Annotated in this window: 13 protein-coding genes; 2 read left to right on the top strand and 11 right to left on the bottom strand. The window is 55.7% G+C overall.

Annotation, left to right across the window (positions count from 1 at the left end; genetic code table 11):
- Nucleotides 1–449: hypothetical protein (locus ENN40_01985; protein HDP94110.1), on the top strand; the 449-nt coding region annotated here is incomplete at its 5' end.
- Between the two features lie 252 nt (nt 450–701).
- Here the strand turns inward: ENN40_01985 and ENN40_01990 are convergent.
- The 11 genes from ENN40_01990 to sdhC all read right to left on the bottom strand — a co-directional run bounded on the left by ENN40_01990 (nt 702) and on the right by sdhC (nt 11,356).
- The gene (locus ENN40_01990; protein ID HDP94111.1) at nt 702–1,349 is read right to left on the bottom strand and encodes a tetratricopeptide repeat protein; all 648 of its coding nucleotides are present in this window, start codon (nt 1,347–1,349) and stop codon (nt 702–704) included.
- Between the two features lie 39 nt (nt 1,350–1,388).
- The gene (locus ENN40_01995) at nt 1,389–2,006 is read right to left on the bottom strand and encodes a dephospho-CoA kinase (GenBank protein ID HDP94112.1); all 618 of its coding nucleotides are present in this window, start codon (nt 2,004–2,006) and stop codon (nt 1,389–1,391) included.
- Nucleotides 2,003–2,965, bottom strand: a complete 963-nt coding sequence (locus tag ENN40_02000) for a hypothetical protein (protein HDP94113.1) — start codon at nt 2,963–2,965, stop codon at nt 2,003–2,005. Before ENN40_02000 ends, ENN40_01995 begins: the two co-directional genes overlap by 4 nt.
- Nucleotides 2,965–4,170, bottom strand: a complete 1,206-nt coding sequence (gene rocD, locus ENN40_02005; protein HDP94114.1) for an ornithine--oxo-acid transaminase — start codon at nt 4,168–4,170, stop codon at nt 2,965–2,967. Before rocD ends, ENN40_02000 begins: the two co-directional genes overlap by 1 nt.
- Nucleotides 4,171–4,214: 44 nt before the next feature.
- Nucleotides 4,215–5,105 carry a hypothetical protein gene (locus tag ENN40_02010; GenBank protein HDP94115.1) on the bottom strand — a complete coding sequence of 297 codons (891 nt, stop codon included), beginning with the start codon at nt 5,103–5,105 and terminating at the stop codon, nt 4,215–4,217.
- Nucleotides 5,106–5,117: 12 nt separating this feature from the next.
- A complete protein-coding gene (locus tag ENN40_02015) occupies nt 5,118–7,085 on the bottom strand; it encodes a M1 family peptidase (protein HDP94116.1) in 1,968 nt (655 codons plus the stop codon).
- Nucleotides 7,040–8,050 (bottom strand): UDP-glucose 4-epimerase GalE, encoded by a 1,011-nt coding sequence (galE, locus tag ENN40_02020; GenBank protein ID HDP94117.1) that lies wholly within the window; start codon nt 8,048–8,050, stop codon nt 7,040–7,042. Before galE ends, ENN40_02015 begins: the two co-directional genes overlap by 46 nt.
- Before the next feature lie 85 nt (nt 8,051–8,135).
- A complete protein-coding gene (locus tag ENN40_02025; protein ID HDP94118.1) occupies nt 8,136–8,843 on the bottom strand; it encodes a succinate dehydrogenase iron-sulfur subunit in 708 nt (235 codons plus the stop codon).
- A gap of 9 nt (nt 8,844–8,852) precedes the next feature.
- Complete coding sequence (gene sdhA, locus ENN40_02030; GenBank protein ID HDP94119.1) at nt 8,853–10,568, bottom strand: succinate dehydrogenase flavoprotein subunit; 1,716 nt, start codon at nt 10,566–10,568, stop codon at nt 8,853–8,855.
- 20 nt (nt 10,569–10,588) lie between these two features.
- Nucleotides 10,589–10,969 (bottom strand): succinate dehydrogenase, hydrophobic membrane anchor protein, encoded by a 381-nt coding sequence (sdhD, locus tag ENN40_02035; GenBank protein HDP94120.1) that lies wholly within the window; start codon nt 10,967–10,969, stop codon nt 10,589–10,591.
- Nucleotides 10,970–10,981: 12 nt separating this feature from the next.
- Nucleotides 10,982–11,356 carry a succinate dehydrogenase, cytochrome b556 subunit gene (gene sdhC / locus ENN40_02040; GenBank protein ID HDP94121.1) on the bottom strand — a complete coding sequence of 125 codons (375 nt, stop codon included), beginning with the start codon at nt 11,354–11,356 and terminating at the stop codon, nt 10,982–10,984.
- Nucleotides 11,357–11,475: 119 nt separating this feature from the next.
- Between sdhC and ENN40_02045 the strand changes: the two genes are divergently transcribed.
- Nucleotides 11,476–12,642, top strand: coding sequence for a GGDEF domain-containing protein (locus tag ENN40_02045; protein HDP94122.1), 1,167 nt, complete (start codon nt 11,476–11,478; stop codon nt 12,640–12,642).

The following is a 12,642-nucleotide window of genomic DNA, read 5'->3' on the forward strand; positions in this document are numbered from 1 at the left end:
CGGGGAAAACCCGCTTGATTACTGAGCTCATAAAAGCGTTCCGTTCCCGGGGTCTGCGGGTACTGGCAGTAAAGCACACCGGACACAGCGCTCAGCTCGAACCCGAAGCCAAAGACTCCCGCACCTTTCTGGAAGCCGGTGCGAATAGCGCGGCCGTGCTGTCGGGAGCGGAGTTGATGCAGGTGCGGCGTTGTACCGATGCGGCTGAAGCGGCACGGTTGCTGCGCAACCAGTGGACGGCATACGACGTGGTACTACTGGAAGGCCGGGCATTCACGGACGTGCCCTTTCTGGAAGTACTGTCAGAAGACAGGCCTGAGATCCGCGCGCCGGGTGAGCGGCTGGCCGCCGTAATCTCGGACCGCCAAGATGACTTCCCCCGGCCGCGATTCGGCTGGAACGATATGGACCGCCTGACAAGATTCATGGAGGAATACAATGGATTATGAAATCAACCTCAAGGTCAACGGCAAAGACATTGCCTTAAATCCCTTTGTGAGCAGAATATTTTGTGGTGTCTGCGAGGGCCTGGTGGATTCCCTGGATCGCCTACCCGAGGATCGCGACCGGGTCGAGATCGTGTTAACCCGGAAGTCTCAGGGAAAGCAATAACCCGGCCCGACTGTTATAGATTACCCAAAAAGCATGCGTGGGCGTATGGGAACGCCTTCATCAGTTCTCCAGAGAAGATGGATCCAGCCTCAGCGGCGCCTTCCCAGCAACCGCTCCAGCAGGGATAAGCGCCGGTCATTGGAGTCTTTGCCGGATTTGCCCTTTTTGTCAAGCGTTTTGATGCGAGCGGCAATACCCGACAGTGAAGGGTTGAGCGCCAATGCCCTGCGTAAAGCAGCTTGCGCCGCCCCGGGTTTGCCGGCCTGTTCATAGGTTTCCGCCAGGTACAGCCAGGGAGCGTGGTTGTCGGGAAGCAATTCAGCTGCGTCCCGCAGGTACTTCTCCGCAGCATAGAAGCTGTGCCGCTTGAGCAGCAGGATCCCCAGGTGCAGCAGGACCAGGGGATTGCGAGGCTGGATGCGGTCGGCTTCCTGAAATTTTTCCCCCGCCCGCAAAAAATTCTGATGGATCATGGCGTAAACGCCTTGATTGTACAGCAACTGCACGGTGTCCGATGTAGAGGAGGGCGCGGACACTTCAACTCCGGTTTGGGCCAATTCGCGCATCAGGGTGATGTAAGCCTCGTGAAGACGGGAAAATTCCTGACTCAGTGACAGGTCCTGGACTATCACATCCTGAAATCGGGGTTGCGTGGTTCGCGCCAGGTAAGCCTTGCGGATTTCCCCAGACCCCGGATCCCCTGACAACCCCAATTTCACCAGGGCCTCACTGTCCATAACCGGTCTCCTTCCATCCCCCCCCAATTGTACCACAGTTCAGTCAAGCTTAAAACGCTTGCGCAGGAAGTGGTACGTTTCCAGGGTCTGGGCCTCCGCTTTTTCGAAAGACCCGGTGGTATCAATGGTAAAGTGGGCCACTTTGAGTTTTTCACTCAGGGGAAACTGCGAGCGGATACGCGATTCGGCTTCTTCACGGAACAACTGATTTCGCTCCATCAAGCGCCGGATCTGCTCATCCGCGTGGGCGAACACCACAACCACAGCGTCAAAATCACGCCATATCCCCGACTCCACCATCAAGGCGGATTCATAGACAAAAATGTCGTATACCGTGGTCTTGCCGATTTCCTTGATCAACTTCTCCCGCTCAGACCGGACCAGGGGGTGGACCAGCTTGTTGATGTAATCACGTTTTGCTTTGTCCTCAAACAGTATCCGCGAGAATGCTTCACGGTCGATCTCTCCCGTGGCCCTGTTCAGGATCCCGGCGCCGAAATTATCCACAATCGCTTTCGCCACCGGCGAATCCGGCGCAAAGATAATCTTTTGTGACAATTCGTCCGCTTGTAGCGTGTAACACCCCAATTTCTTGAATATTTCCAATACAAATGTTTTGCCGGTGCAAATGCCGCCGGTCAGTCCGACCTGAATCATGACGCGGCTCCATTCAATGCATGAGAAAGGTGGCCCTGGTCACGAAGATACTCCAGGGTGCGAAACAAACCGCGCCCATCGACGAGTTTGCGGCCGTTTTCTCCCCACTGACGCAACGTGTCCCGATTGGGTGACTCCAGGGGTTCTTTAAAAGAAGTCAAAACCATTCCCATACCCAGAGCCTGCAGTTGAACGGCGATATCCCGCTCCCCGGCATTGCGGCTGAAGTAGAATGCCGGCGTACCGGCGGCCGCGGCTTCAAGGGCCGCCGCCCCCGGTGCGACAATGGCGGCATCCGCTTCAAAAAGGGGGCGCGCCATACATTCCACGGCGCCGACCCAGCGGATTCCCGGGTATTTTCTGGATAGGGCCCGTTTCAGGTTGTCCCGCACAAGAAAAGTCGGGCCGATGCGCAGGCGATATCCCAGGCGCCACAGGCAATCAATCAGGTCACGCAGTTCCCGGTATCCCAAACGGTCTTCCAGGTTCAGCAAAATTTTGCGTACCCGCCGCGAATAGGTTCGCCTGGCACGGTTAACGTGGCGAAAGCGGGGATGGAGAATCGCCCAGGCCGGTCCCGGCGGTGATTGGGAATCCCCTCCAGGCGGCCATCCTCCCAGACAGCCTTCTTTCCACTCGAAAGCGGGATCGCCGGGATCACGGATTGGAATCACGGGGATTTCCCGTTCCCCGCACATGGCAACCATGCGCAGAAACGGTTGATTGTACTGTCCCACATCCACGATGGTTAAGCGAACCACCTCCGGGAAATCCCGCAATACCTGTTCATGCCAAACAGCGGGTACGCGACGAGCGGCCAGATATTTTTCCACCCTGCGACTTCGAGGCGCGGCCACCACCAGGTGACGGCGTGGAGCCGCATGAACCCCGAGGTTGACACTGCGCTCCAGCCGGGGCCAGCCGCCCGGAGCGGCCGGATCCGTCCAGAATAGAATCATCACGCAAGCACGGCGCGAATGCGCTCAAGCGCCCAGTCAAGCTCATCTTGCGTCACGGTCAACGGTGGTGCAAAGCGGATGATCCAATCGTGGGTTTCCTTGGCCAACACACCGGATTCCTTTAAAGCCGTGGTGTATTTTCGGGCCTTACCGGCTTCGCGTTTCATAACCACGGCATTCAAGAGGCCTTTGCCGCGGATGATATCCACTTTGGGTGAATTCATGCGCCGCAGGCTTTCGCGGAAGTGTTCACCAAGACGCTGGGCGTTTCCTGCCAGGTCTTCATCCAGCAGGACATCGATTGAGGCCTCGGCAACCGCGCAGGCCAGGGGATTTCCACCGAAAGTAGAGCCGTGGGAACCGGGAGTAAAAACCTCCATTACGGCTTTGTCGGCCGCAATGGCGCTGACGGGATACACACCGCCTCCCAACGCCTTGCCCATGATGATGATATCGGGAACGATTCCTTCATGCTCATAGGCAAACAACTTACCGGTACGGCAGAAACCGGTCTGCACTTCATCACAGATCAACAAGCTGTTGCTGTCATCACAGACCTCTCGCAGGCCGCGCAGATAACCGTCATCCGGAACCATCACGCCGGCTTCGCCTTGAATGGGTTCAACCAGAACCGCGACTGTATTGGGGGTAATGGCGGAGCGAACCGCCTCGACATCGTTGTACGGAACCAGTTTGAATCCGGGGGTATAGGGCCCGTAATTTGTACGGGCCACTTCATCAGTGGAGAAACTGACAATGGTTGTGGTGCGGCCATGAAAATTTTCACACATCACGATGATCTCCGCCTGATCCGCGGAAACACCCTTTTTCTCGTAACCCCAGCGTCTTGCCGCTTTTATGGCCGTCTCTACCGCCTCAGCACCCGTGTTCATGGGCAGTACCATCTCTTTGCCCACCGTCTGCGCCAGCTTGCGGGCGAACTGCGGCCAGCGGTCATTATAAAATGCCCGGCTGGTCAGGGTCAGTCGATCGGCCTGATCCTTCAATGCCTGGATGATGCGCGGATGGCGATGGCCCTGGTTGACCGCGGAATACGCGGCCAGGCAGTCCATGTACTTGTTGCCCTCCGGATCCCACACCCACACCCCTTCCGCCCGGGCGATCACTACTTCCAGGGGATGATAGTTGTGGGCACCAAATTCATGCTCCATTTGCATGAGTTGTGAAGACGTGTATTCAGCCATGTTCACCTCGCTGTTGGATTGCTTCGCTGGATATTACCGCGAACTCATATTGTATCAGTTTCCCTTTCGGCGTCAAGTTCAGGGGGAAGATGGATCGGATACTCACCTGCAACCCGGGTTTCCGCATGCATAAAAACGCTTTTGAAAAAATAACGCATCCACATCAGCACCTGAAATCCCGCAAACGTGACAATATGCGGCAAAGGTCCGGCGATATCTGAAAATGCCGAAGTTAAGCAAAAGATCAACAACAGCGGGACCAGGAAAAGAAAAAAGAGCGTGATCAACACGAGAACGTGGCGGTGGACAAAGTTCATGCCGGAACGAAAAGACTTCCAGGTCCCCCTCACTCCTTGCAGTCGCCGGATACGGGAAAGATCGTACACGGCCATGGTGTAGCCGATCATGATCAGCGTCACCCCGCCCCAGGTGAGAAACAGCCAGCGAAACAGTGTTTCGTTGCCTGATTCACGAAGAAACCCGGCCAGCAAGACAAACCCCAGCAGGGAAACGGCCAGCATCGGAATCCAGATCAGCCAGCAAGTCAGAAACAGTTTAAAGAAAGCCGGCAAGTTTTTCCAGGCACGGCTCAGGAAATTAAACAACCGTGGTGAATCGCGAGACACAAAAACACCATACACGCCGCCCGAAAGAAAAAGAGAAAAAAGCGCAAACACCAGTACCAAAACTCCCAGTTGATACAAAAGCAAGCGAAAACCCATTTTGCCACGAGAGAACAACTCCAACCATACGGTAAAGGATCCGTATTTTTCAGTCATTTCCAGAAGCAGGCTGTCGCCAAGGGTAGATGAGATCAAGCGCGAAAATCCCAGGTAAGCCGGCAAACTGAAAATGAGACCGGCCGCCCAGAGATAAACCGCCACGGCAACGGTTCGCCCGCGAAAACTCGCCACATAGGCTTGAACTGCTTTCATGGTGTGACCTCTTTACATAAACAGCATTCCCAGCAGGGTCTGGAACAAAAAACCCAGTTTCAAGGCAGCGCCTTGCGATTCTCTGCGCGCTGGTCGCGCGGTCTTGGAGTTGTTGATCAGGTCATGGTCCAGGGGAATTCGGAATTCCGGGTCAATCACAACGGCATGAAGCGGAGACTCGTGTGTGAATTCCAGGCGTTTCCAACGGCCCGGATCTTTCCACAAGTGGCGTACCTCGCGACCGTTGCGCAGGCGAATCAACACCTCGGCGGGGAAAAACCCCTCTCTGCGTAACAGGAGGACTTCGTTGCGATAACTAACCGGATCACTTTCCAGCCGTTGCGACGAAAGGGAATGGACCGCCAGGTCGAGCCGCCCGGTACCGTTGATGAATTGCTCGAACGCCCACCCCAGATCCCGGCCGGTGACTTCGTTTAATGTGGTGACGAAATCATGTGTGGAAGGATGCCGCCATGCATATTTTCGTGCATACTGGGCAAAAAAATCGTAGAGTTGCTCTTTTCCCAGATAACCTTTCAAGGTATCGATAAACACAGCGGCTCGGTTGTACACATGGTTGGAGTAATTGCCGCCCGACAGAAAATGCCAGGACGGCTGGTTCACCCGTTCCACCACCGGGATACCCTTAAGCGGGCCGCGGCGGCTTTCAGCATCCCCGATACGGATACCGAACCAATCCAACAGTGACGGGCTTTCCTTGAAATAGGCGTCCATGATCTCGCCCTCAAAAAAGGTGTTGATGCCTTCATCCAGCCAGGCTTCACGGAACTCGTCACTGGCGATCAGGCCATACCAGAACTGGTGGCCGAATTCATGGATGGTTACCATTTCCGTAAAATGCATCCCGTCGGGCAAAAAAGAGATATGCCCCCCGGTAATCAGGGTGGGGTATTCCATACCCATTGCGCCGGCCGCTCCCAATGGCGGATCCACCACGGTAATGCGATCATAAGGATAGGGAAACAACTTTTCCGATAAAAAACGCATGGCGAATATGACGGAGTGAAAGTAACGGTCCCGGGCGTCCTCGTGTTGCGGATCCAGAAGCAGCACGACTTCAACGGGCCGCTCCCGCCCGGGCACCGTCGCATTGCGCCGCAATTGTTTGAATTGCGGCCAGGCCGTCCAGGCGAAATCATGAATGCGGTCCTGAGCAAAGGTGTGGGTCACCGTACCATCCGCGTGGTTGACGGCCGAAACGGAATTTCCCGTGGCACCGACCACGTATTCCTCCGGCAGGGTAACGGCAACCCGGTATCGACCAAAATCCGCGAAGAACTCGGAGTTGGCATGAAACTGATGGCAATGCCAGGTCCCATCCGACTGAAACACACCGATCTTGGGAAACCATTGACCCATGAAAAAGAAATCCTTCCAGCAGCCGGTGCGGACAAAAATTTCAGGAATTTTCAGTTGGAAGCGGAAGCGCAGGCGAATGACATCGCCCGGTGCCACTGGTTCCAGTAATGGCACTTCAATCACTGTACGATCATTTTCGTTGTTGTCATCCGGAGCCATAAAAGTGATTTTTTTCGTCAGGTTTTCTCCGCCGATACGATTCAACTCCAGGATATCGATCCCGCCGTAGCGCCGCTCCCTGTCTTTCTTACGGCTTTTGAACCTCCGTAGGCCATGTTCCCGCATGAAAGTTGTTTCCGGGCCGCGGAAAGCGTTGTAATACAAATGGAAACGCAGGGTCTTTGCCGCAATTTGTGTCGGGTTGCGCCAGGTCAGAACCTGTGTGGCTTCCAGGTCGCGGTTGGCCGGCAGCAGGCGCGCGTCAATGGCGTATTCCACTACCGGTTCCGGCCCGTCGGACGGGTCAACGGTTTCAGCAACCGTTCGTGCCCCGCAAGTCAAAGAAGCGAGCAAAAGCGCCACCGGAAATATCCTGCTTGCCATGGATGTCTTGTTCATTTTTTCGCCTTCCCGGAATGAAGTTTCTGCTCCCATGCCCATGCCGCGCGAACGATTTTTTCCAGGTTGTCATGCAGGGGCGACCAATTCAGTTCTTTACGCGCCCGGCTGGAATCCGCCACCAATACGGGAGGATCTCCTTGCCGGCGGCCGGCCTTACGCACGGGGAAATCAACGCCCGTCACCTGCTTTACGGTCCGAACCACTTCATTCACAGAGAAACCGTGACCATATCCGCAGTTCATAACCAGGTTTCCGGGGCGTTCCAACAGGGCATCAAGCGCGTGCACATGCACGGCGGCGATGTCTTCAATGTCAATGTAGTCACGCACGGCCGTTCCATCCGTGGTGGGATAATCCGTACCGAACACCGCCAGTTCCGGACGCAAGCCCAGGGCGGCGCGCAACGCCAGGGTGATCAGGTGGGTTGCCTGCGGATAGCATTGTCCGATGCGCCCCCCCCTGTCCGCCCCGGCCACGTTAAAGTAACGCAGGGCCGCGTAATGAAAATCCGGCAGGGCCGCGGCCATGTCCTTCAGCACCATCTCCACCATCACTTTGGAACGGCCATACGGATTTATGGGGCGTAAAGGGGCTTCTTCGGAAATAGGCAACTTTTCCGGATTCCCGTATACCGCCGCGGTGGAAGAAAAAACCACTGTGCGCACACCGTTTTGCGAACAGGTCCTGAGCAATTGCAGGGTACGACAAACATTGTTTTCGTAGTACTTCAAGGGGAACCGGACCGATTCCTCAACCTGGATGGCGGCGGCAAAATGCAGAAGGGCGCGGATCTCGTGTTCTCTGATGAGAGAAGCGACCCGGCCGTTGTCCGCGATATCCGCGTGAATCAACGGAAAATCCACCACATGTGCGGCGTTTCCGGTACTCAGGTTGTCAAGCACCACGGGACGATATCCGGCCGCGGCCAGCGCCTTGGATACATGGCTGCCGATATATCCGGCCCCTCCCGCCACCAGCACGCTTCCACGATCAGCGCGGTTCATTCCGGACTCTCGTGCGATTCCTTCCACATGTCATCAACCGAAACAATGTTCTGTTTTCCCGGAATGTGCCGATAGAATTTATCAATCACAGTGAGTTGTCCACCACCCGGTTCTTCAGGTGGGAAATACAACCGGTGATGTCGATGTGTTTCGGGCACGCCTCCACACAATTGAAAATGGTGTGGCACCGCCACAAACCGTTGCGATCGTTAATGATATCCAGGCGTTCGTCCGTGCCGTCATCCCGGCTGTCGAAAATGAAGCGATAGGCTTTCAGCAGGGCGGCCGGCCCCAGGTAGTTCTCATTGGCCCAGAGGCTGGGACAGGATGAGGTACACGCTCCGCACAGAATACAGTACGCGGATTCCCGAATACGGGAAAACGCCTCGGGACTCTGGAGAAACTCCTTGTCCGGTATCGGCTTGTCGACGACCATGTACGGTTTTACCCGCTGCAGTTTGTCAAAAAATCCTTCCATATCCACAATCAGGTCTTTAATAATGGGAAAACCGGGCAAAGGTTCGATCTTCAGCTTGTGGCCCCGGAACTGATGCATCGGGGTTTCGCAGGCAAGCACGTTTCGCCCGTTGACCTTCATGGCGCATGATCCACAAATGGCACTGCGACAGGAACGCCGGTAGGCCAGGGTCCCATCGTGGTGCCAATGGATCTCGTTCAGGATATCCAGGATGGTGGAATCCCCGGACACATCTAGGCGATACGTCCGCCAACGGGGTTTTTCATCCTTTGCCGGTTGATAACGCAGTATCTTTACAATGACTGATTCTTTCATGATGGCCTCCTAGTACTTGCGTTCCTGGGGCGGGAAGCGATCCATATAAATCACAACTTCCTTGTCATGACTCAAGCGAACTCCTGAATCGGTTTTCCAGGCCAGGGTATGTGCCAACCATTTCTGATCGTCCCGCTTGGGATAATCTGTACGGAAATGCGCGCCCCGGGACTCGGTCCGTACCAGCGCCCCTTCTACGATGACCTCGGAGAAATTCAACAGATGCCCCACTTCCAGGGCTTCGATGAGGTCCAGATTAAAAGGCTGGTCCGCATCGTCTATGCGAACATTGCGGTAACGCTGCTGGAGTTCCCGAACCGTTTTCTGCAATTGCCCCAGGCCCTCGGCGTTACGGAACACACCGGCGTGACGGGTCATGTTTTCCTGGAGTTCTTCCCGAAGCCGCGCGTGCCTTTCCGTTCCGTTGCCTCCCGAGATCAAACGCTCGATTCGTTCTGTCGCTCGATCCAGGGGATTGGAAGACACAGGGGAAAATCCGGCTTGACGAATAAAACCGGTCATGCGCCCGCCGGCCAACCGCCCGAAAGTGGCGGCGTCCTGGAGAGAGTTGGTTCCCAGTCGATTGGCCCCGTGAAGCGACAGGCAGGAAGCCTCCCCGGCGGTGTACAGGCCCGTGACCACGTCTCCGGCCGCATTGAAAATCACTTCCGTATGGATGTTGGCCGGGATTCCTCCCATGGAGTAATGGGCCGTGGGCTGAATGGGAACCGGGGCTTCAATGGCATCCACCTTGAGGTAGTTCAAGGCCAGTTCCCATACCTGGGGCAGGCGGTCCATGATCTTTTCCCGCCCCAGGTGGCGCAGGTCCAGATAGACATAATCCATGCCGCCCACACCCCGGCCCTCGTTGATTTCCGTTTGCTCGGCCCGGGAAACCAAGTCGCGCGGAGCCAGTTCCATCTTTTCCCTGGCATAGGTTGCCATGAAGCGGTCTCCCTTGCCGTTTAAGAGGTAGCCGCCTTCTCCGCGAGCCGCCTCAGACAACAGGATACCGTGCTTGTACAGGCCGGTGGGATGAAATTGAACGAACTCCATATCTTCCAGCGGCAGCCCGGCCTCCAGGATCAGAGACAGGCTGTCCCCGGTATTGGCATGCGCGTTGGATGTGATTTTAAATGCGCGGCCGTAACCGCCCGTGGCCAACAGCACGGCTTTGGCGTGAAACACGTGCAATCCCCCGTGGCGGATGTCCCAGGCCACGACGCCGCGGGATACATGGTCCTCGATCATCAAAGACACCGCCTGGAACTCGTTGAAAAAATGCACGCGGTGGCGCACGCATTGTTCGTACAGGGTATGAAGCAACACATGCCCGGTAATGTCGGCGGAAAAGCAGGCGCGGGGGGAGCTGTGTCCGCCGAACGGCCGCTGATTGATGCGTCCGTCTTCTGTTCGGGAGAACGGTACACCCAGATGCTCGAAATCATACACGGTTTTGCGCGCTTCCTGCACGAACAGCTCAATCACATTCTGGTCTCCCAGGTAGTCGCTGCCCTTGATCGTGTCGAACATGTGCAGTTCCAGGGAGTCTTCCGCCACATTGGCCAGGGCCGCGGCAATGCCGCCCTGTGCGGCCCCGGAATGGGAGCGGGTGGGATAGACTTTGGTCAGCACCGCCACCTCGATGCCGTTGCGGGCCAGTTCCAGCGCGGCCCGGAGACCGGCGAGCCCGGCGCCCACAACCACGGCATCGATCTGGTGCATATGTCTGGCTTCTTCTGGTCTCATTGTGATACTCCTCCGGGATAACCCGCGTTCAGTACAGTCGAAGTACCTCCGTAAAGCAGGAGCAAACCCAGCAGTAAAAGAATCGCGGCCAGCACCAGGCGTGGCGCCCGCTGGTGAATATAGTCTTCCGTCACCATCCACACGCCGTTCAGGCCGTGGAAAAGCGCGGTGACAAGAAACAGGATCTGGGCAAGGTTGAACCAGGGTGAAGCCATCTTGGCAATGATCCTGTCATAAGTTATGGTCCCGTCACCAATGAAGTGATAGGTCACGTAATGGATGATCAGCAACACAAAAATAACCACTGCCGATACACGTTGCAGCAACCAGAGCATTCCGCCCCGGCGCGAAGTTTCACGATAGTTTTTTCCCGGCATTGTCCTCTCCGTTCAGTGAATATGGCCGATAATGACCGCACTGCCCGCAGCCCACAACAGAAAGGCCACGGCGATCAAAACAAAGAACAGTTTCTTCTGGGCCAGGGACCCGCCGAAGAAATCCACGATGATCACCCGGACTCCGTTAAAGGCATGGTACAGGATGACGCCCCACAGCCCCGCTTCCAGGATGCGGAAAAGCGGAGACGTGAGAAAGGCCATCAGCTTGTTAAAAGATTCCGGACCCAGTGTGAGGGTATGAATGACCCAGACATGCAAGCAAAGGTAGAAGATCAGCGCCAGTCCCGACAATCGGTGCAAAAGCCAGGCCCATGAGCCGACAAAATGTGTGTAGGACAAATCATAGGGTTTTCGCGGTTTGTACAACTCGTCACCTCCTTAATCGTTTCACGTCCACGTTACAAAAAGGTACATCCATTCTATAATGCAAAAAGAAAAGGTACAATCGGTTTGACATTTTCCCCGAGAAAAAATATTTTGAAACCATGACCGGCGAGATGCCCGCAACGCCTGCCGAACCGCTGGACCCCGAAAACCTGGCGGAGTTGCAGATACGAGACAAAAACCGCTGGCTGATCAACCTGCGCTGGGTTTTCGCGGGTATCCTCGTTTTGCTGTGGGGACTGGTATCACTCTTTCCGCAACCCGGATTCGCTCACCCGGACCAACTCCTCCTGGTTGTTGCACTGTTGATCATGGGCAACCTGATGCTGCTGTGGTGGTTGCAAAAACCCGCATGCGCATCCGGAAACGCCTACCGCCACCTGTACCAGCTAACCTCCCTGCAATTGGACTTTGACCTGGCGGCGATCGCAATCGTGGTGTACTTGACCCACCCCGTCAACAACCCGCTCTGGGTTCTCTTTATTTTCCACATCGTGGTTTCCGTGTTTTTTCTGGTTTTTGAGAAAGCGTTGCGCAACACCCTGGCCATCATGTTTTTGTTCACACTGTTCGTGTTGCTGAGCGACGGGCTGTTGCTTTCTCAAGCGCAGTTGATCCGGCTGTTGTTGAGCAACCTGCTTTTCCTACTGGCTTTCCTGCTCTCTTACAGAACGGCCCGCCACGCCTTCCGCAAGGAGAGGCTTTTTCAGGATCTGCTGGAGAAAACACGGGAACTATCGGTAGCCGACGGCTTGACCGGCCTGTTCAACCAGACCCACTTTTTTCATTTACTCACGAAACAGATCACGGAATCCCGCGCACGGAACCGTCCATTCTCTCTGGTCATTTTCGATGTAGATAACTTCAAGAACTACAATGACCGTAATGGACACATCCGTGGTTCCCTCGCCCTGCAACAGCTGGGAAAAATCATGAAGCGTGCTTTCCGCAAAAGCGACATTCTGGCAAAATACGGAGGAGACGAATTCGTAATGATTCTGCCGGGAACAGATAAGGTCGGAGCTTACCTGGCCGCGGAGCGATTGAGGGAGCGGGTGGAAAAAGAAGTGTTCAGCGGAGGTGAATTTCAGCCTCAGGGCCGGGTGACCATCTCGTTGGGCATCTCCAGCTTCCCCGAACACGGGGACACGGAAGACACCGTTCTCGACCGCGCGGACCGGGCCATGTACGTTTCAAAGGAAACCGGCCGCAACCGCACCACCATTTACTCGTCCGATCTGGAGAACCTGGACCTGGAAGATGTTTGA

This window comes from Candidatus Aminicenantes bacterium (assembly GCA_011049425.1).
GTDB lineage: Bacteria > Acidobacteriota > Aminicenantia > UBA2199 > UBA2199 > UBA876.